17 protein-coding genes are annotated in these 19,958 nt (G+C 74.1%); 11 read left to right on the top strand and 6 right to left on the bottom strand.

Annotated features, from left to right (window positions below; genetic code table 11):
- The first annotated feature begins 205 nt into the window (after window positions 1–205).
- On the top strand, window positions 206–2,569 hold the full coding sequence (locus tag AFM16_RS04055) for a hypothetical protein (RefSeq protein WP_078632426.1): 2,364 nt from the start codon (window positions 206–208) through the stop codon (window positions 2,567–2,569).
- Here the strand turns inward: AFM16_RS04055 and AFM16_RS04050 are convergent.
- From AFM16_RS04050 to AFM16_RS04035, 4 genes are all read right to left on the bottom strand, one after another.
- Window positions 2,566–4,998 (bottom strand): right-handed parallel beta-helix repeat-containing protein, encoded by a 2,433-nt coding sequence (locus tag AFM16_RS04050; RefSeq protein WP_030787080.1) that lies wholly within the window; start codon window positions 4,996–4,998, stop codon window positions 2,566–2,568. The two genes, AFM16_RS04055 and AFM16_RS04050, sit on opposite strands and share 4 nt — an antisense overlap.
- A 107-nt stretch (window positions 4,999–5,105) precedes the next feature.
- Window positions 5,106–5,702, bottom strand: a complete 597-nt coding sequence (locus AFM16_RS04045; protein ID WP_030787084.1) for an Rv1733c family protein — start codon at window positions 5,700–5,702, stop codon at window positions 5,106–5,108.
- A 180-nt stretch (window positions 5,703–5,882) separates the two neighbouring features.
- Window positions 5,883–6,707 (bottom strand): MOSC domain-containing protein, encoded by an 825-nt coding sequence (locus AFM16_RS04040; RefSeq protein ID WP_030787088.1) that lies wholly within the window; start codon window positions 6,705–6,707, stop codon window positions 5,883–5,885.
- A 41-nt stretch (window positions 6,708–6,748) separates the two neighbouring features.
- Window positions 6,749–7,177 (bottom strand): DUF6643 family protein, encoded by a 429-nt coding sequence (locus AFM16_RS04035; RefSeq protein WP_030787090.1) that lies wholly within the window; start codon window positions 7,175–7,177, stop codon window positions 6,749–6,751.
- Window positions 7,178–7,473: 296 nt separating this feature from the next.
- Here AFM16_RS04035 and AFM16_RS04030 point away from each other — a divergent pair, with 296 nt between their 5' ends.
- Window positions 7,474–8,838: a TerD family protein gene (locus AFM16_RS04030; RefSeq protein ID WP_030787093.1), complete on the top strand. Its 1,365-nt coding sequence runs from the start codon at window positions 7,474–7,476 to the stop codon at window positions 8,836–8,838.
- 24 nt (window positions 8,839–8,862) lie between these two features.
- Here AFM16_RS04030 and AFM16_RS04025 read toward each other — a convergent pair whose 3' ends face one another.
- Window positions 8,863–10,080 (bottom strand): glycosyltransferase, encoded by a 1,218-nt coding sequence (locus AFM16_RS04025; RefSeq protein ID WP_179123246.1) that lies wholly within the window; start codon window positions 10,078–10,080, stop codon window positions 8,863–8,865.
- 16 nt (window positions 10,081–10,096) lie between these two features.
- On the opposite strand from AFM16_RS04025, the gene AFM16_RS04020 reads away from it, so the two are divergent.
- Both AFM16_RS04020 and AFM16_RS04015 read left to right on the top strand, forming a co-directional pair.
- Entirely contained in the window at window positions 10,097–10,882 is a 786-nt protein-coding gene (locus tag AFM16_RS04020; protein WP_078632422.1) for a glutamate racemase, read from the top strand.
- Window positions 10,883–10,990: 108 nt separating this feature from the next.
- Complete coding sequence (locus AFM16_RS04015) at window positions 10,991–11,563, top strand: hypothetical protein (RefSeq protein WP_051780471.1); 573 nt, start codon at window positions 10,991–10,993, stop codon at window positions 11,561–11,563.
- Between the two features lie 3 nt (window positions 11,564–11,566).
- On the opposite strand, the gene AFM16_RS04010 is transcribed toward AFM16_RS04015, so the two are convergent.
- Window positions 11,567–12,616 (bottom strand): O-antigen ligase family protein, encoded by a 1,050-nt coding sequence (locus AFM16_RS04010; protein WP_078632420.1) that lies wholly within the window; start codon window positions 12,614–12,616, stop codon window positions 11,567–11,569.
- Window positions 12,617–12,846: 230 nt separating this feature from the next.
- Here AFM16_RS04010 and lnt point away from each other — a divergent pair, with 230 nt between their 5' ends.
- The 7 genes from lnt (at window position 12,847) to AFM16_RS03975 (ending at window position 19,922) form a co-directional block, all read left to right on the top strand.
- Window positions 12,847–14,463, top strand: coding sequence for an apolipoprotein N-acyltransferase (lnt, locus tag AFM16_RS04005; protein WP_078632418.1), 1,617 nt, complete (start codon window positions 12,847–12,849; stop codon window positions 14,461–14,463).
- A 754-nt stretch (window positions 14,464–15,217) separates the two neighbouring features.
- Window positions 15,218–15,700, top strand: coding sequence for an NUDIX hydrolase (locus AFM16_RS04000; protein WP_030787111.1), 483 nt, complete (start codon window positions 15,218–15,220; stop codon window positions 15,698–15,700).
- A 55-nt stretch (window positions 15,701–15,755) separates the two neighbouring features.
- Window positions 15,756–16,172 carry a hypothetical protein gene (locus AFM16_RS03995; RefSeq protein ID WP_078632416.1) on the top strand — a complete coding sequence of 139 codons (417 nt, stop codon included), beginning with the start codon at window positions 15,756–15,758 and terminating at the stop codon, window positions 16,170–16,172.
- A 120-nt stretch (window positions 16,173–16,292) separates the two neighbouring features.
- Window positions 16,293–17,399, top strand: coding sequence for an NAD(P)/FAD-dependent oxidoreductase (locus AFM16_RS03990; protein ID WP_030787116.1), 1,107 nt, complete (start codon window positions 16,293–16,295; stop codon window positions 17,397–17,399).
- 85 nt (window positions 17,400–17,484) lie between these two features.
- Window positions 17,485–17,745, top strand: coding sequence for a DUF6400 family protein (locus AFM16_RS03985; RefSeq protein WP_030787119.1), 261 nt, complete (start codon window positions 17,485–17,487; stop codon window positions 17,743–17,745).
- The gene (locus AFM16_RS03980) at window positions 17,732–17,992 is read left to right on the top strand and encodes a hypothetical protein (protein ID WP_030787122.1); all 261 of its coding nucleotides are present in this window, start codon (window positions 17,732–17,734) and stop codon (window positions 17,990–17,992) included. The genes AFM16_RS03985 and AFM16_RS03980 overlap by 14 nt, the downstream gene beginning before the upstream one ends.
- A gap of 145 nt (window positions 17,993–18,137) precedes the next feature.
- Window positions 18,138–19,922, top strand: a complete 1,785-nt coding sequence (locus AFM16_RS03975; RefSeq protein ID WP_030787124.1) for an enoyl-CoA hydratase-related protein — start codon at window positions 18,138–18,140, stop codon at window positions 19,920–19,922.
- The last annotated feature ends 36 nt before the right edge of the window (window positions 19,923–19,958 follow it).

Raw genomic sequence — 19,958 nt, 5'->3', positions numbered from 1 at the left:
ACGGTGCGCGGGCGTCCCATCCTCGCACGAGAGCGTCGGGGCCGTTCGCTCGCCCCGTCGCGTGCATGCCAGTCTCGGCCCGGGGGTTGGGGCCCGACGGCCGGGTCACCGGATCGGGCGGTCCCGTCACCCGGACAGGAGGAGATTCGGTGACGAGGGGTGCGTACCGTGCCCGGAGGGACGATCCTGGTGCGCGCACGGACACATGTCGACGGCGTGTCACGGGGTCACGGGGGAAGTGCGAGCGGTGGAACGTTCCCGTCGGGGCGGAGCGGCCCTGGAACTGCTGGTGCACGGCGTGGGCGGGGCCACGCCCGAGAAGATGCTGAACGACCCGCGCACGGTCCGGGTCACCGGCGACGACACGGCGGCCGTCTACCGCCGCGCCGACGACGTCGACACCGACGGCCGGGGCGGTGCGGACGGCGGCCGCGGTGACCGTCCCGTCCCCGAGGCGTACGTCTGGTCCAACCTCACCTCCGGGAACGGCACCCGCGCGCTGTGGCTGTTGCTGCTGCCGTTCATGGTGGTCAACCTGGCCCACTGGATGCGCCCCGCCGGCGCCGGACGCACCCGTGTGGTCCGCTGCTACGGGCTGCTGGTGCGGCTGGCCGGGCTGAGTCTGACGGTGCTGCTGGTCGCCGCGGCCTGCGAGGTCGCCCTCGACCTCACCGCCTGGCAGTGCGCGGGTACGCGCGCGTGCGCCGAGCGGCACTCCTGGCTGGGCTTCCTGTCGCCCGAGGTGTCCCGGGGCGGCTGGTGGAGCCCGCCCGGCCGCCGTCTCGCCCTGGCCGCCCTGGTGCCGGGAGCGCTGACCGGCCTGCTCTGGTACCTCTCCCACCGCACCTGGCGGGCGTACGAGTCGCAGGAGCCCCTCGACCGGACGCCCGAACCCGAGAGCGGCCCCGCCCACACGGCGCTGAGCCGGCCCGGCTTCTGGTACGGCCGCCGCCTGGTCGCCCGGCTGCGCGCCGCCCACACCGCGGCCGCCCTGCTCACGGTGGCCGCGGCGGTCGGGACGGCGGCCGCGCGCGAGGACCGCCGGCCGGGCGGCCCCCTCGCGCTCGACGTGCTCGGCCGGGCCCTGGAGACCGCGCTGGTGTGCGGCGCGCTGGCCGTGGTCTGGGTGGTCTGCCGCCGCGGCCGCAGCGAACGGCGGCTGGACCGCCGGGTGGACGCCCATCTGGTGCGCCGCCTCCCGCTGGCGGCCCTCGTCCTCCTCGCCCTCACGGTCGTGTACGCCGGCTGGTCCCGCCCGGGCTGGCGGTCCGAGGGGCGGCTGCCCGGGGACGCCACCTTCGGCGCGATCGCCCTCGCCCAGGGCGCGGTGGTCCTCGTCCTCGCCGCCGTCGCGCATGTGCTGCACCGGTCGGGAGCGGGCGCCGCCCCCGGCGGGCGGTCGGCGCTGCGCGGCCTCGGCGGGCCCGCCGTCACCATGCTGGCGTGCGCGCTCGGCGGGGTGATGTCCGGCGGTGTCTCCCAGCGGGTCTCCGACTGGCTGGACGGCACCGGCACCTTCCTCGACGGGCCGCCCGTGGTGCTGACCTGGCAGGCGTCGGTCATCCCCGTCCTGCTCGTCGTGCTGCTGGCGCTGTGCGCGCTGCTCGGCCGGCGCACCGTGCGGCTGACCCGCGCCGAGCGCGCCGCCGTCGCCCGGGAGTACGGCGCCGACCCCGGCGACCCCGCCCGCACCGGCCGGATCGCCCGCGCCCGCGCCATGGCCACGCTCACCGACCGCGGCCCCCTCGTCGTCGGCGTCACCTCCGCCGCCACCCTGCTGCTGGGGGCCGGCGCGCTCGCCGGGGCCTTCGGCACGGGCCGGACACCGGTGCGGGCCACGGAGGACGCCCCCGCCTTCGTCCAGGGCGCCGCCCAGACCGCGCAGGCGCTCGGCTCCTGGCTGATCGGCCTCGGCTTCATACTGTTCGTCACCTGGGGCCGGCGCGCCTACAAGGACGCGGGCGCCCGGCGCACCATCGGCATCCTCTGGGACGTCGGCACCTTCTGGCCGCGCGCCGCCCACCCCTTCGCCCCGCCCTGCTACGCCGAACGCGCGGTGCCCGACCTCACCTGGCGGATGGCCACCTGGACCCGCGCCACCGGCGGACGCCTGGTGATCTCCGGACACTCGCAGGGCAGCGTCCTCGCGGCCGCCGCCTCCTGGCAGTTGCGCCCCTCCGACCGCGGCCGCGTCGCCCTGCTCACCTACGGCTCCCCGATCGAGCGCCTCTACGGCCGCTGGTTCCCGGCCCACTTCGGACCCGCCGCGCTCGCCGCCCTGCACCGGGACATCGACTGCTGGCGCAATCTCTACCGGCGCACCGACCCCATCGGCGGCCCGGTACGGCTGTCCGGCGACGACTGCGGCCCCGAGGTCGACCACGAGCCCCTCGCCGACCCGCTCGCCTACGGCCGCACGGAGGAGCACCCGCTGCCCGGGCCCGTCCTCGGCCACTCCGACTACCAGGCGGACCCGGCCTTCGCCCGCGAACGCGAACGTCTGCTGGCCCGCCTGCACCCGGAGGTCCCGGCACCCCGCACCGTGCCGCAGGACGGGGATCCGCCCTAGGGGAGCGCGGGCAGATCCTCCGGGTACAGCAGCGTCAGATCGTCGGTGGAGGGGTCCGCGACCTGGGCGACCCGGCCCGCGTGCCGTTCCACCATCGCCTCGAAGGTCTGCCGCGCGGTACGGCCGTTGCCGAAGGCGGGACCCTTGGGGAACTCGGTGAAGTGCTTCAGCAGGGCCTCCGTGGTGCCCTCCGCCAGCCGGTACTCGTGCTCCTCGGCCTGCTGCTCCACGATCCTCAGCAGCTCCTCCGGACCGTAGTCGCCAAAGGTGATGGTCCGTGAGAAACGGGACGCCACACCGGGGTTGACCGACAGAAACCGCTCCATCTCGGCCGTGTAGCCCGCGACGATCACCACCACCGCGTCCCGGTGGTCCTCCATCAGCTTCACCAGGGTGTCGATGGCCTCCTTGCCGAAGTCCCGCCCCGCGTCCTCCGGCGAGAGCGCGTACGCCTCGTCGATGAACAGCACACCGCCGTGCGCCCGCTGGAACGCCTCCTGGGTGCGGATCGCCGTGGAGCCGATGTGCTCGCCGACCAGGTCGACCCGGGACACCTCGACGAGATGCCCCTTCTCCAGCACGCCCAGCGCGGCGAGGATCTCGCCGTAGAGCCGGGCGACGGTCGTCTTGCCGGTGCCGGGGGAGCCGGTGAACACCAGATGCCGTTTGACCGAGGCCGCCTTGAGACCGGCCCGCTGCCGGCGCCGGCCCACCTCGATCATGTCGGTCAGCGCCCGCACCTCGCGCTTGACGCTCTCCAGGCCCACCAGCGCGTCGAGTTCACCCATCACGTCCTTGGAGTCCCGCGCCGGCTCCTCCGGTTCGGCCTCGGGCGCGGCGGCAGGCCGCTCCTCCGGCACGGTCGGCCGCTGCCCGGGCAGCGCGCCCAGCAGCGGCGCCGACGGCAGACTGCTCTGGAGGGCCGTCTCCCGCGCGGCAGGGCGCACCCCGACGCTCTCGTCGCTCGCGCAGTCCTCGACCACGGGCCCCGAACCGGGCGCCGCGTCCGCGAACTCGTAACCCCCGCGCGAGCAGCGCTCCGTACGGCAGCGGCGCAGGGTCGTGCGGCAACCGTCTATCACGTGGAAGCCATAGCCGCCGCTGTCGGTCACCCGGCAGCTCAGGAAGGTGCCGCGGCCGCCCGCCGACACATAGAAGCCGGCCTCGGCGGGGGAGTCGACCGTGCAGCGCTCGACGGTGGGATCGGCGCCCTTGGTGACGATCACACCGGTCTGGACGCCCTCCACCGTGCAGTTGTTGAGGGTGCCGCCGCTGCCGTGGTCGCGGAACCAGGCGCCCGTCGCCGCGTCCTTGATCCGGCAGTCGTCGAGCTGGGCGGTCGCGCCGTCGCTCACCGACACCGCCGTGTTGCGCACCTGGGACAGATCGCTGTCGACGACGTCCGCGCGCGAACCCCGGTCCAGGACGAACAGCGCGTCCGGCACGTCGTGCACCCGGCAGGCGTCCAGGACGGCGGTCGCGCCGTCACTGACCCAGACGGCCGGGTAGTCGCCGGTGCTGTCGAAGATCTCGCACTGGTTGGCGTCCACGCGCGTGCCCGGGTCCCACACCGACAGTCCGTTGCGCCCGAACTGACGCACCGTGGTGCGGGTCAGCGTCAGAACGGAACGGGAACGCAGGTCCACCGCGTTCTCCGGGATGTCGTGGATGCGGCAGTCGGCCAGCGTGAGCACCGCGTCCGTGTCGAGCGTGACCCCGTCGGCCGTGGTGCGGTGCACCTCGCAGTCCGTGAGGTGCGCGCTGGCCCGGGCGGTGATCTGCACGCCGTTGCCCCGCACCTCGTAGATCTCGCAGCCGACCGCCTCCAGCGCGGAGTTGTCACCGGTGGCGCTCAGACCGCTGCCCGAGGTGTGATGCACCCGGCAGCGCTCGAGACGCGGGTGCGCGCCCCCGGTCACCGCCACGCCCGCCTGTCCGGCCGCGACGACCTCGCAGTCCTCGAAGACCCCGCCGCCCCCGTCGGCCACGGCGATGCCGATGCCCGCCGGGTTGTCCACGGTGCACCGCCTGACCGTCGGCCGCGCGCGCCCGCGCACCTCGACACCGGCCGCCGAGCGGGTGACGATCCGCAGGTCGAGCAGCTCGGGCGTGCCCTCCTCGACGAGCACGGCGGGCGCCGCCGCGTCCTGGCCCTCCACATGCAGGTCCTGCACCACCGCCGAGGCGCGCACGGTCAGCGGCACCCCGTCGACGGGCGCGATCCGCACCGAACCGGGCAGGCCCTCGGGGCCGCGCAGGGTCACCGACCGCTGCACCACGAGGTTCTCCCGGTAGGTTCCGGGAGCGATGGTGAGGACGTCGCCCTCGGCCGCGGCCTCCAGGGCGGCGGCGAGCGATGCGTACTCACCCGTGCGGCGCCGCCACCTCGACGTGCCGGTGTGCGTCACCTGGACCGTGCCCTGTGCCATGGCGTTGATGTGCCCCCACCTCGTCGTACGCGGGTTGATGCCGCATCATGCGGCCGGTCCACCGTAGCGTGCGGACCGGCGCTGGGTTGACCTAAGACGCCAGGCTGTCAGCAGCCGGTACCGGTACGGCCCCAGTCCGGACCCGCTCGGTCCCATGCCTGGTCCCACCGGGCGTACCGGCGCCGGACGAGCTGCCAGACGATCAGACGCCGGCCGCACTCGACCGCGGCGACGGTGATCAGGACGGCGCCGAAGCCCGCGAGCACCGCGTGTGTCGTGGCCGTGGCGGAGTCCAGCGGACGGGCCACCAGGGAGCCGTGGTCGTCCGTCCATATCGCGAAGTGATCGCCCTGATGGGGGGTTCTGAGATTCGCCAGCACCGCGCCGTGTCGCGCGGTGCCGTCGGGGGCGGTCCAGTCGGCGACGACCCGGCTGAGCGAGTTCCGCCCGGAGGCGGCCTCCGGGTCGGCCTCCAGGGGCGCGCGGGTCACCTCCTTCACCACGGTCGCCATGACCACATGGCGGGAGCGGTGCTGTTCGCGGACCGAGTCCTGGAGGGCGTCCTGCGCGAGGGTGCCGACGACCGAGCCCATGACGGGGGCGGCGAGCAGGATCAGCAGCAGCGCCGACAGCGCCACCCACGCCTCGACCAGATCCGTCGTCCGGCGCAGCGGGTTGTTCCGCCAGCGCCAGAGGCCGCCCATCGCTCGCACCTGTCCCCGTACCCCCTTCCCGCTACGCCCAACGCTCCGGCACCCGGCGGCGGTTCCCGCGCGGCGGGCCCCGGCCCGACATCGGCCGGATCCGTTCGGTGGTACGGCCGCCCGCCGCTCAACGGCTCAACGGGCATGGGGCCGGGAAGGTCATGGCGCGGGGTCAGGCGGTCAGGTGACGACCCGGACCGTGTCGCCGACCCGGATCGTGCCGCGGTTCAGGGGCACCAGGTTCTGGCCGAAGACCAGCTTGCCGCCGATCCGGCGGTGCCGGCCCAGGGAGTGCAGGGGTTCCTTGCCGCGGGCCGCGGTGCTCTGGTCGGTGGTGGTTACGACACACCGCCCGCACATCTTGGCGACCCGGAAGGCGACCTCGCCGATCTCGACGCGCGTCCAGTCGTCCTCGGCCCACGGCTCGGTGCCGCCCACGACCACGTTCGGCCGGAAACGGTTCATCGGCAGCGGGCCCTCGACGGCGTGGTCACCGGCGGCGATCAGGGAGTTGAGCGCGTCCAGGGAGGCGGCCGAGACGGCCAGCAGCGGATAGCCGTCCGCGAAGGAGACGGTCTCGCCGGGCCGCGCGTACTCCGGGTCGACCGGCCGGCGGGCCGCGGGATCGTCCAGGTGCAGCAGCCGGACCTCGGCCCCCAGATAGGCGCTGCACCAGGCGTCCGCCGCGTCGCCGGCCGGGACTCCCTCCACCTTGTCCCGGAAGATCTCCATCGAGACCGTGTCCCCCGGCTCCGGCACCGGCACGGTCAGCGGTTCGAGGCCGGGCGCGGACAGCCGCAGGCCGCCGTCGGGCAGCAGCTCGGCGGCGGCCAGCGCGAGGCGTGGCTGTTGGCGTTGTGTGACGACCCTTCCCCCGTCGTCGATCAGTGCCCAGCGTCGGTCTCCGGCCGGCCCCCAGGGCTCCACGACGACCTCCCGGAGCGACTGCCCCCGGAACGCCTTGACCGGATGGATGTGGATCGACAGCAGTTGCGCGTGGCCCATGGCGTCATCCTGCCAGGCGGCAGCGACGACCCCGGGGCGGCTCAGTAACCGCGGTACTGCTGGTTGTTGTTGTAGGGATCCTGGTACTGCGGCTGGACGGGCCGGGGAGCCGCGGGGCGCATCGCCTCGTAGCCCATGGGGGCCGCCGGACGGGGCTGCTGCGGCTGCGGGGCCGGATAGCCGCGCGGGGCCTGCTGCGGGATGTAGGCGGCGGGCGCCTGCTGGAGCGGCGCGGGCTGCTGCGCCTGGGGATATCCGTAGCCGTAGGACGGCTGGGACGGGGCCGCCGGGAGGGCGGGCAGTGCCGACGGCAGCGCGGGCAGATGACTGCTCATACCCGTGTCGTACGCGGCGGGGACCCGGATCGGGGCGATCTGCGGGGTGCCCCGCTCGGCCACGAGCGAGTCGTAGATCGGAGTGTCCGGAAAAGCGGAGTAGTAACCGCCATAAGTGGAGCGGGGGGAGGTCATGGCCATAAGTTAAGCCCACGATGTGCTGGTTGGGGAGACCGATAAGAGGGTTGTTTTCCGTGTCCGGGGTGACCCCGGATCCCCAATGCGAGCGAACATGGGAAAAAGGGGCGGCAAACAGCGCTCTGATCATGTAAAAGCCGAGTTCCGGGGCGGTTACCCGGGGATCGGAGCAGACCGGTCCCGTCCCCCGGATGGGCGTCCGCGGTCCCTCGCAATAGGTTGAGCGGGTAGAGAACCCGACAACCGCCGGGACGGGCGGCCCGGTGCAGACACGCGAGGGGGCGGACATGTCAATGTCAAAGGGGGCCAATGTTCCGGTGCCCACGACGGCACTGCGGGTGGAGCTGGGCCGGCGCGCCGGCCCGGGAGTGCCCGACGTGGACGCCTCGGCACTGCTCCTGGTGTCCGGGAAGGTGCGCTCGGACGCCGACTTCGTCTTCTACAACCAGCCGGCCCACTCCTCCGGCGCGGTCCGGCACGAGGGCAAGCGGGACGCCGCGGGCCGGGTGACCGACACCCTGCTCGTCGACCTCGCGCGCGTGGAGCCCGCGATCGAGACCGTCGTCCTGGCCGCGTCCGCCGACGGCGGGACCTTCGCCCAGGTGCCCGACCTCTACATCGAGGTCCGCGACGCCGCCCAGGGCGCCGTCGTCGCCCGCTTCGACTCCACCGGGGCCACGGTCGAGACCGCCTTCGTGCTGGGGGAGTTCTACCGCCGCCAGGGCGCCTGGAAGTTCCGGGCGGTCGGACAGGGCTACGGCACCGGCCTGGAGGGCCTCGCCACGGACTTCGGCATCACGGTCGACGAACCCCAGCACACGGCGCCGCAGCAGACCCCCGCGCCGCCGCCCCAGCCCCCGGTGACACCCCAGCCCCCGGCCTGGCCGCAGCCCGCCGCCCCCACGCACACGCCCGCGCCCCAGCAGCCCACCATGCCCGCGTTCCCCGTCACCGTCCCCCCGCCGCACCACCACACGCCTCCGCCGCCGCCCCCGCCCCCGGCGCCGCCCGGCGCGCCGGTCCGGCTGACCAAGGTGACGCTCACCAAGTCGTCCCCCTCGGTGTCCCTCACCAAGCAGGGCGGCACCTCCGGCGCCATGCGCGTGAACCTCAACTGGGAGGTGCGCAAGCAGTTCTCCGGGTGGGGCAGCAAGCGCGGCCGCGCGGTCGCCCTCCACAATGACCTCGACCTCGACCTGTGCGCCCTGTTCGAGCTGGCCGACGGCCGCAAGGGTGTCGTCCAGGCCCTCGGCAACGCCTTCGGCGCCCTGCACCAGCCGCCGTACATCCATCTCGACGGCGACGACCGCACCGGGGCGGTGTCGAGCGGTGAGAACCTCACCATCAACCTCGACCACCGCGACGACTTCCGGCGCATCCTCGTCTTCGTGACCGTCTACGAGGGCGCCCGCTCCTTCGCCGACCTGCACGCCACGGTCACGCTTCACCCCCAGTTCGGCGCCCCGATCGACTTCTCCCTCGACGAGTGCACCGTGCCCTCCACCGTGTGCGCGCTCGCGCTGATCACCAACACCGGCGGCGACCTCGTCGTCCAGCGCGAGGCCCGCTATCTGGTGCCCGAGCGCGGGGTCAGCCCCCAGCGGACCGTGGACTACGCCTACGGCTGGGGGATGAACTGGACACCGGGGCGCAAGTAGCCCCGCCCGCGTCGGTACCTCTCCTCAGCCCTCTTCCGTGAGGGCGTCCGGACGCGCGTAGGTGCGGCCCTTCCAGGCCGCACCTCGCCCCCGGTGGTGCAGCACCGCCGAGTCCACCGTCATCAGGAGATAGAGGAACGCGGTGAACGGCAGCAGCGGGGCGAGCCACGGCGGCTGCCGGTAGTAGTGGAGCATCGGCAGATACGTCCCGCTCATCACCAGCCACGCCAGAGCACCGAGCACCGCCGCCGCCGTGTCGCCCGCGACCAGTCCCGCCACCACCGCGAACGGCGGGACCAGGTACACCAGCGCGAGCCCGGCGACCGTGCCGGCCAGCAGCAGCGGATTGTGCCGGAGCTGGGCGTAGGCGCTGCGCGCGACCATCCGCCACAGGTCGTGCAGCCGGGGATAGGGACGCACACTGTCCACCCGGTCGGCCAGCCCCAGCCAGATGCGCCCGCCGCTCCCCTTCACCGCGCGGGCCAGCGCCACGTCGTCGATGACGGCGTGCCGGATCGCCTCCGGGATCCGCGCCCGCTCCGCCGCCTCCGCCCGCAGCAGGACGCACCCGCCCGCCGCGGCCGCCGTACGCGTGCCGCGCCGCCCGATCCGGCGGAACGGATAGAGCTGCGCGAAGAAGTAGACGAAGGCCGGTACGACCAGCCGCTCCCAGCCGCTCGCGACCCGCAGCCGCGCCATCTGGGAGACGGCGTCGAAGCCGCCGGTGCGCGCGGCCGCCACCAGCGTGCGCAGACTGTCCGGCGCGTGCGCGATGTCGGCGTCGGTCAGCAGCAGGTACTCGGGCTCACGCGCGCGTGCCAGGGCGATGCCGTGCCGCACCGCCCACAGCTTCCCGGTCCAGTCGGCAGGCGGTTCCCCGGGTGAGGTCACGGTCAGCGGCAGCCCGTCGGTCCGCTCCGCGAGGGCGCGGGCCAGGTCCCCGGTGCCGTCCGTGCTGCCGTCGTCGACGAGGAAGACCTCCGCCCGCCCCGGATACTCCTGCGCGAGCAGCGACGGCAGGCTCGCGGGCAGCACCTCGGCCTCGTCGCGCGCGGGGACCACGACACAGACGGGCGGCCATGCCTCGGGGTCCCGGCGGGGCGGCAGCCTGACATCGGTACGCCAGAAGAAGCCCTGACAGAGCAACAGCCACAGCCAGGCCGCCAGCGACGCGGCGGAGATCCACACGAGGGCGCTCACCCCGCGCAGTCTGCCCCACCCCGGCGGGCGGCAGGGCCACATCGTCTATGGTGGCCGGGTGAAGATCGCGCTCATGGACTCCGGAATCGGGCTGCTGGCGGCCACCGCCGCGGTACGGCGTCTGCGGCCCGACGCCGATCTCGTGCTCTCCCTCGACCCCGAGGGCATGCCCTGGGGCCCGCGCACCCCCGAGGACCTCACCGGCCGCGCCCTGGCCGTTGCCGAGGCCGCCGCCGCGTACCGGCCGGACGCCCTGATCGTCGGCTGCAACACCGCGACCGTGCACGCGCTGCCCGCCCTGCGGACCCACCTGGAACCGGACGTTCCCGTGATCGGCACCGTCCCCGCGATCAAACCGGCCGCGGCCGGCGGCGGACCCGTCGCCATCTGGGCGACCCCCGCCACCACCGGCAGCCCCTACCAGCGCGGACTCATCGACGACTTCGCCGCCGGAGTCGACGTCACCGAGGTGCCCTGCTGGGGCCTGGCCGAGGCCGTCGAACACGCGGACGAGCCGGCGATCGCCGGTGCCGTCGCCGCGGCCGCCGCCCTCACCCCCGACGACGTCACGACCGTCGTCCTGGGCTGCACCCACTACGAACTCGTCGCCGACCGCATCCGCGCCGCCCTCCACCACCCCGGCCGGCCGCCGCTCGTGCTGCACGGCTCGGCCGGCGCCGTGGCCGCGCAGGCGCTGCGCCGCATCGGCTCGCACCCCGCGCCCGAGGCGCCCGCCGTCGGCAGCGTGACGGTGCTGCTCAACGGCCGGGAGTCCGCCCTGCCGGCGGCCGCGCTGACGTACGCCGAGGGCCGGCTGCTCCAGGCGGTCACCCAGGCCCAGTGACCGGGCGGGGCCGAGCGTGACGGGATCCGGCCGTCCGCACCCCCGGCCGGCCCAGTGACCCTGTGCGACGCGCTACCCGCGCAGCGAAACCTGAGTAATCTCATAAACATGAGGGACCACCCCCACGGCGGGGACACCCCGCACCCCGATGTCTGGACCGGCCGCGCCACCAACCGGCTCCAGTGGGCGCTCGCGCTGGTCGGTGCCGCGTGTGTGGCACTCGGGATCCTGCTGGCCGTCGACTCCGCCTGGACGTCCGGCAGCGCCCCGCTCGTCATGTCCGTCGTCGGCTGCATCGCCGCCGGGCTCCTGGTCCTCTTCGGCACCCTCGCCTTCGTCCATGTCGACCTCAGACTCGACAAGGAGTCCGTCGAGGTGCGCTGCGGCCACATCGGACTCCCGCGCCGCCGTATCCCGCTGTCCCATGTCGCCGGCGCCGAGTTCGAACCGCTCGTCACCCCGCGTCACTGGGGCGGCTGGGGCTACCGCTGGCGCCCGGAGAAGGGCACCGCCGTCGTCGTACGGCGCGGCGAGGGCGTGGTCCTGCGCCTGTGGGACGGGCACACCTTCACGATCACCGTGGACGACGCGGAGGCCGCCGTGGTCGCCATCAAGGCGAGGCTGCGGACCGGGACGGGCACGGGGACCGGCACGGAGACGTCACCGGGGGCCGCGCGCTGACCCCTACGGGATGCGCGGGGCGGGGACCGGTGGTGACACGGGTGGCGGTACGGCGGTGAGGGGGCGGGCCGTCGCCAGGCCCGCCAGGAGACCCGCGCCGACCGACACCGTGGTGAAGCTCAGCGCGTTGCCGACCGCGGCCAGTGCCGCGAGCGCGGTGAGCGTGGCGGCCGTGGTGAGGACGACCGGCGTGGGGCGCGGCGCCCGCCAGAGCGCGAACAGCACCCAGCAGAAGGCCGCCGCGAGCAGCAGCACCCCGACGACACCCTGCTCCGCCGCCAACTGGAGCGGCGCCGAGTGCGGCTTGCCGTCGGACAGCGGGGACTGCGCCGCCGTCGCGCTCAGCTCCCCGAAACGGCCCGGACCCACGCCCACGCCCGCGTCCCCGTGCGCCAGGGTCAGCGCGTCGCGCCACAGGTCGACCCGGCGCGCAGTCAGCTCGTCCTCCAGCGCCCCGGTGAGCCCCGCGGGCAGGACCCTCCCGGCGACCGCCCAGGTCAGGCCCGTCACGAGCGCCGCCGACAGGGCGAGGCCCACGAGGACGGGGCCGCGGCGCCGGGCCTGGCCCACGGCCACCGAGCACAGCAGGACGGCACCGCACAGGACGACGGCGGTGGTCGCGCCCCGGGCGGCCGCCCAGAACACGATCCCCGCGGCCAGCAGGCGCAGCAGATGCCGTAGCGCGGGGACGGGCGTGGCCCAGGCGGCGCAGCACGCGGCGCCGGCCGACAGGGTGAGCACCGCCGCCGTGGCGCCCGCGTGTCCCAGCGGGGAGGCGAACTCGGGGCCGGGGGAGAGCCGGGGCAGCGCGACGGTCATCGCCACCCCGCCCAGCGCGGCGGCGGCCGGGGTGGCGACCGGCAGCAGGACGCCGAGGATCCGTCCGGCGGCGTACCCGGCGGTCACGGCCAGCACCGCGAGCAGCACACCCTCGGGGCGTCCGTCGTGCACGGCCGCGGTGACCAGCGACCAGGCGGCGCAGGCGCCGAGCACCGCGACGCCCGCCGCGTCGGAGACGCTGCGTCTCTCTCCGTCGGCGCCCGCGCCGGGCACCGGCACCGTTCTCGTGGAACCCGTGGACCCCACCGTCCCCCCGAACCCGATCGCCCCCGGCCTGGACTGCCGCCTGTCGGCGGACCCCGGACGCGTGTGCGAGAGAGGTCCAGGCACACCGTAACGGCTGATGGGCGGTTTGGGGACGCGTCGGATCGCGCTCCGGGCGGGCGTGGTCACGGTGCGGACCGTGCTGTCGGCCCGGCGGCGACCCGCCGTACACTCCCCGAGTGACCGTCACCGCAACTTCCGTGGACCGGCCGGACCGGCTGGAGCCCCAGGCCGCGCCGGTGTCGCGCGGCGCCAGGCTCCTGCGCCGCCTCCTCCCGGCCGCCGCAGCGGCGCTCTTCGGAGTGCTGCTCTACGTCAGCTTCCCGCCGCGCACCCTGTGGTGGCTGGCCCTGCCGGCCTTCGCGGGCTTCGGCTGGGTCCTGCGCGGCCGAAGCTGGAAGGCGGCCCTCGGACTCGGCTATCTCTTCGGGCTCGGCTTCCTGCTGCCGCTGCTGGTGTGGACGGGCGTCGAGGTCGGCCCCGGCCCCTGGCTCGCCCTGGTGGCGATCGAGGCGGTCTTCGTCGCCCTGGTCGGCGTCGGGATCGCCGCGGTGTCGAAGCTGCCCGGCTGGCCCGTGTGGGCGGCCGCCCTCTGGATCGCCGGCGAGGCGGCACGCGCGCGTGCCCCGTTCAACGGCTTCCCCTGGGGCAAGATCGCCTTCGGCCAGGCGGACGGGGTGTTCCTGCCGCTCGCCGCGGTGGGCGGCACGCCCGTCCTGGGCTTCGCGGTCGTCCTCGGCGGCTTCGGCCTCGGCGAGCTGATCCGGCTCGGCGTGGAGCGGCGGCGCACCGGTGAGATCCGGCGGCCGGCCGCGGTCGTCGCGCTGCTCAGCCTGGCCCTCCCGTTCGCGGGCGCTCTCGCCGCGCGCACCCTGGTGAGCGACACTGCGGAGGACGGCACCGCCACGGTCGCTGTCATCCAGGGCAACGTGCCCCGGCTCGGCCTGGACTTCAACTCCCAGCGCCGCGCCGTTCTCGACTACCACGCGCGCGAGACGGAGCGGCTGGCCGCCGAGGTCAAGGCCGGGAAGGTGGCTCGGCCCGACTTCGTGCTGTGGCCGGAGAACTCCTCCGACATCGACCCCTTCGCCTACGCCGACGCGGCCGAGGTCATCGACAAGGCGGCCAAGGCGATCGGCGCGCCCATCTCGGTCGGCGGCGTCGTCGAACGGGACGGCAAGCTCTACAACGAGCAGATCCTGTGGGACCCGGTGAAGGGCCCCACCCAGACGTACGACAAGCGGCAGATCCAGCCGTTCGGCGAGTACCTGCCGCTGCGGTCGCTGATCGGCGCGATCAACAGCGAGTGGACGTCGATGGTCCGCCAGGACTTCAGCCGGGGCACGAAGCCGGGTGTCTTCACCATGGACGGTGCGAAGGTCGGCCTCGTCACCTGCTACGAGGCCGCGTTCGACTGGGCCGTGCGCTCCGAGGTCACCGACGGCGCCCAGCTCATCTCCGTCCCCAGCAACAACGCGACCTTCGACCGCAGCGAGATGACCTACCAGCAGCTCGCCATGTCCCGGGTCCGCGCGGTCGAACACAGCCGCACGGTGACCGTCCCGGTGACCAGCGGCGTCAGCGCGATCATCATGCCGGACGGCCGGATCACCCAGAAGACCGGCATGTTCGTGGCCGACTCCCTGGTCCAGAAGATCCCGCTCCGCTCGACGGAGACACCGGCGACGAGGCTTGGGGTTCTGCCGGAGATCGCGCTGCTGGCCGTGGCGGCGGGAGGTCTGGGCTGGGCGGTCGCGGGGGCGGTGCGGGGACGTCGGGGGGCGGCGGTGCAGTAGCCGCCTCGCCGGGTGCCGACCGCCGACTGCAGCCCGGCCCACGGCCTGCGGCGCCTGGTCGCTGGCCGTCGGCACCCTTGCCTGTTGAGGTCTTGGCGGGAGGGGGCATGCGCTGATTGATCACGGCGGTGGCCTGCTCCCGACGTGCATCGCCCTGGTGACGCCTCCCGGCTTCCCGGCTTCCCGGCCGGTCCGTGGCTTGCGGCCACGGCCCCCGGCTTCAGGTCTCCGGCTGCGGCCCTAGCCAACGCCCTCCAAGTTCCAGGACATGGGGCCTGGGCCGGGGGTGATGCCGGGTCCGTGAGGCTAGCGGGCTGGTGCCCGGACGGGGCGCATTCCGCTCCTGCTCAACCAGCCTGGCACCTGCCCAAGGCTCTGCCGCCCGGCCTGCCGTGCCGGGTGCGGGCGCTCCATTCCGCTCCGCGGCGCACGTGGGCGCGCAGCTCGGTGCACCGTCCGCTGTCCGACGCTGTTCGCCATCTGGCCGTTCGGCCGCCACCGCAAGTTGCTTGCCGTAGGAGGACCGCCATGCGTCGGAGCGGTCCGCCCCTGTCGGCGTCGCGCCGGGGGGGGGACGGTCCGGCACTCCGCCGCGTCCCAATGCGCGGCTTGTCGGGCGCCGCTCGGTACATGGCCGGGGAGAGAGCGAGCAGCGCGCCCGCCCCGCCCACCAGGCGCCTTGCCCTCGCCGTGCCCCCTCCTCCCCCCATGTGCGCCTTCCGGTGAACCCGGAGTGGACCGTTAGGGTCGGTGTATGCCTACTCCTGAGTTCATCACCGAGATTCGGGCCTCCGCCGGTCATCAGTTGTTGTGGCTGCCTGGTGTGAGTGCCGTTGTGGTCGACGGGGCGGGGCGGGTGTTGCTGGGGAAGCGGGCCGACAATCTCGAGTGGTGTGTGATCTCGGGGATCCCCGATCCCGGTGAGCAGCCCGCGGACTGTGCCGTGCGGGAGGTGTACGAGGAGACCGGCGTGCGCTGCGTCCCCGAGCGCATCGCGCTGATCCGGTCGGGCAGGCGCGTCGAGTACCCCAACGGTGACCAGTGCCAGTTCATGGACGTCACGTTCCGCTGCCGGGCCGTCGGCGGAGAGGCGCGCGTCAACGACGACGAGTCGGTCGAGGTCGGCTGGTTCTCCGTGGACGCCCTGCCGCCCATGCGGGAACGCCAGGTGTTCCGGATCAAGCAGGCCCTGTCCGACGAACCCGCCTGGTTCGAGACCACCGAGACTGAAGTCTGAGAACAAAGCGCAGGAGAGTGGGCACTGGATCAGTTCCCGCTGCGACACTACGGGCGTGCTGTTGACGTGGATCGCCGAAGTCGCCCAGGAACCCATGCTGTTGGACCCCTCCGATCACCAGGCGGAGCTGGACACCAACACCTGGTGGCTGGGCACGGGCGACGAGGAGCGGCGGTCGCTGACCGTGTCCGAGGTGGTGACCGCACTTGAGGGCGTCGCGGCGGCCCTGCGGATCCGGATCCGTGCGCTGGGCTTCACGGGGGCGGCCACCTTCTACGTGTGGCATGACGAGCAAGCCGGTCAACTCCGTTGTTGCGTGGGGTCGGTGACGGCTCAGGAGCTGCCGTTCCGGAGCAACCACGTGCCGACGCGCGAGCTGGAGCCGATCGTCGCGGGCTTCCTGGACGGCGACGGCCCCGGTCTTCCGCCCCTGCGTGTGTGGGTCGCCAGCGTCGGTGGTGTCGTGTCCTGACCGGCCGAACGGCCATATTCCGTACGGCACTTCACAGAATTCCCACACCAACCCCTGCGCACTTCAAACTTCAATCGCTACGCTCGTCGCCACCCATCCCGAGGCCGGCAGGAGACGTGCGTGCGCGACGGCGAAGTAGTGGTGATCGGCGGCGGATACGCGGGGGTGAGGCTGGCCAGGCGGCTGGACGCGGCCGCGCGGGTCACCGTCGTGGACCGCAAGGACGTCTTCTTCCACCGGGTCGCCGCCCTGCGGGCCGGGGTGCGCCCCGAATGGTCGGCGACCCCCTTCATCCCCTACGACCGGCTCCTGCGCAACGGCCGTGTCGTCGTGGGCAAGGCGCTGCGCATCGACACCGAGCGGCGCCAGGTCGTGCTGGCGACGGGGGAGCAACTGCCGTACGACGTCGTGGTGATCGCCACCGGCGCCGACTACCCCGAACCGGCCCGGTTCAGCGGCGCGACCACCGCGGAGGCGATGAAGTCGTTCGCCTCGCATCAGCGCAAGGTCGCCACCGCCGAGCACGTCCTCGTCGTCGGCGGCGGACCCTCCGGGGTCGAACTCGGCGCCGAGATACGGCTGGCCAGACCCGACGCCCGGGTCACCCTCGCGCACGCCGGGTCCGCGCTGCTCAACTCCACCGGCAGCGAGCGGGCCGGACGCAGGGCCCTGGCCTGGCTGGAGTCCCACGACGTCGAGGTCCTGCTCGACGCGTTCATGTCCCCCGGCAACGACTTCGGCACCTACCGCGACGCGCACGGCGGCCTCGTCCACGCGGACCTCTCCTTCTGGGCGACCGGCACCACCCCCAACACGCTCTGGCTGCGCCTTGCCGGGCTCGGCGGCTGGCTGAACGCGGCCGGGCACGTCAAGGTCGACCCCACGCTCCGGGTCGACGGCCGGCCGGACGTGTACGCGGTCGGCGACGTCAACGACGCCACCGCCCTCAAGATCACCCCCGCCGCGCACGCCCAGGCCGACCTGGCCGCCCACAACATCCGCGCCCATCTGCGCGGCACGCCCCGGCACCGCAGGGAGCCCCGCCGCTACCGCCCCGCCGAGCGCACCCCGATCATCGTGCCCTTCGGCCAGGCCGACGGACTGACCGTGCTGCCGGTGCCGGGCGGCGACACCGCCGTCCTCGGCGGCCGCACCGCCGTCCTGGCGAAGGCGCGGACGCTCATGACGCCGTACATGCGACGGCAGCTCGGCTACACCGCCGCCTGAACCGGCCCCCGGGACACCTGTGGCACCTGTGACTTCCCCCACCTGCTCTTGCCTCGGCAGGTAAGGGTTACCTACGTTCGGTCGCATGTCCTCCCATGGCCCCACCTTCCCCACCGAACCGGCCGGCTTCGACGTGGACCTGAGCGCGCACGAACTGCTCCGGCGGGCGCATGTCCTGGACGCCCTCGGCCCCGACTGGGACCCCGGCGAGGCCCTCCGCGGCGAGCAGCAGGCGTACGCCCTGCTGTACTCCGGCCTCGACGCCGATCAGCAGCGGCTCTACGACGAGCTGGTCGCGGCCGGTGTGCTGCCCCCGCGAGCGGACGACGGCCATGCTGCCGCTTGACCCGCAGGCCGACATCGGCCGCCGCGCCTGGGTGGCCTGCCCGAACTGCGACGACCGGCAGGGCTGCGACCCGTGCGCCGCGGGCCGTAGCTGCTCCACGCACTGGCGCTACCTCCTGTCCAACACCGGCAGCCTGCTGCACCTCCAGTGCCCGTCCTGCACCCACATCTGGACCCACGAGACCCACTTCGGCGCCACCCGCACCTTCTGGCAACGCCTGACCACGGGCCTCCGCCCACCGGGGTGACGGCGCTCCGATGAGCCCGGACGGCCGAGTCCTCCGCGCTTTCGGATGACCCCGCCGTCTGTCTCCAGGGGCGGCGCCCCGCCGCGGTTGAGGATCTCAGGCGGCCGGGGTGTCCCGGCAGGTCCTTCGTCCGGACGGGGTCGTCGTGCGGATTCTGCTCGTCGCCAGTGCGTTCAACAGCCTCACCCAGCGCGTCCACGCCGAACTGCGCGACCGCGGTCATGCCGTGGCCGTGGAACTCGCCCTGGCGGAAGGGGCGTTGACGGAGGCCGTGCGCCGGCACGATCCGCAGCTCGTCGTCGCGCCGATGCTGCGTACGGCGATCCCCGAAGAGGTGTGGTCGGCGTACACCTGTCTGATCGTGCATCCGGGGCCGCCCGGCGACCGGGGGCCGTCCTCGCTGGACTGGGCGATCCATGACGGGGCCGAGGAGTGGGGCGTCACCGTGCTCCAGGCCGACGCGGAGATGGACGCCGGGGACGTGTGGGCGACCATGCCCTGCCGGGTGCCTCCGGTGGCCAAGAGCGACCTGTACCGCGGGGAGATCGCCGACGCCGCGCTTGCCGCCGTCCTGGTCGCGGTGGCGCGCTTCGCCGACGGGAGCTACGCGCCCCGGCCGCAGGACGGCACGGCCGTGCGGGTGCGGCCGTATCTCGGCCAGGGCGTGCGGCGGATCGACTGGGCCGCCGACCCCACCGCGACCGTCGTGCGCAAACTGCGGGCGGCCGACTCGCAGCCGGGTGTGCTGGACGAGCTGCTCGGCGCGGAGTGGTATCTGCACGGAGGCCACCCCGAGGGCGTACTGCGCGGGCGTCCGGGCGAGCTGCTGGCCACCCGGGCCGGGGCGGTCTGCCGGGCGACCGCGGACGGCGCGGTATGGATCCCCGAGGTGCGCGCCCGGCGGCTGCCCGGTGGTCCGCCCACCTTCAAGCTGCCCGCCGTCCTCGCCCTCGGCGACCTGCTGCCCCCGCTGCCCGAGCACGCCCCGCCCGTCCTGCCCGGACTGCCCGACGACGGCGACCCGTCGTCCTGGGCGGACATCCGCTACCGGGAGGACGGCGCCGTCGGCCGGCTCTCCTGGTCCTTCCCCGGCGGCGCCATGAGCACCGACCGCTGCCGTCGTCTGCTCGCCGCCTACCGGGAGGCGTGCGCCCGCCCCACCTCGGTGCTGCTGCTCGGCGGCGAGCGGGACTTCTTCTCCAACGGCATCCACCTCAACGTCATCGAGGCCGCCGCCGACTCCGCCGCCGAGTCCCGGGCGAACATCGAGGCCATCGACGACCTGGTCGAGGCCGTCCTGACGACCACGGACCGGCTGGTGGTCGCGGCCGTCGCGGGCAACGCCGCCGCCGGCGGGGTGATGCTCGCCCTGGCCGCCGACGAGGTGTGGTGCCGCGCCGGAGCCGTGCTGAACCCGCACTACCGCCTCATGGGGCTCTACGGCTCCGAGTACTGGACCCACACCCTGCCCCGCAGGGTCGGCCCGGCGGCGGCCGAGCGGCTCATGGACCGGGCGCTGCCCGTGAGCGCGGCCGGCGCCCTGCGGCTGGGGCTCGTCGACCGGGTCCTGGACTGCGCGCCCGGCGCGTTCGCCGCCGAGACCGGCGCCCTGGCGGCCCACCTGGCGTCCCGCCCGGCGACGGCGGCCCGGATCACCGCGAAGAAGACGGAACAGCAGCGCCGCGAGGCCGAGACCCCGCTGGCCGCCGTCCGCGAGGCCGAGCTGACCCGGATGCGCGCGACCTTCGACGACCCGGCCGCGCCGTACCACACCCTCCGTCACGCCTTCGTCACCAAGCGGCGCCCTGACGCGACCCCGCCGCATCTCGCCCGTTTCGTCTCCCCGGCGTCTCAAACCTCCTCGAACCCCTCCGGCGGCAGATTCACCGGAACGGCCCCCCATGGCGTCCCGTCGCGCCCCCACGGCTGATACCAAGAACGTCGAGGGTCGAAATGCCGGATACCG

Source organism: Streptomyces antibioticus, from assembly GCF_002019855.1.
Taxonomy (GTDB): Bacteria; Actinomycetota; Actinomycetes; order Streptomycetales; family Streptomycetaceae; genus Streptomyces; species Streptomyces antibioticus_B.
This window is presented reverse-complemented; position numbering and strand designations above follow the sequence as displayed.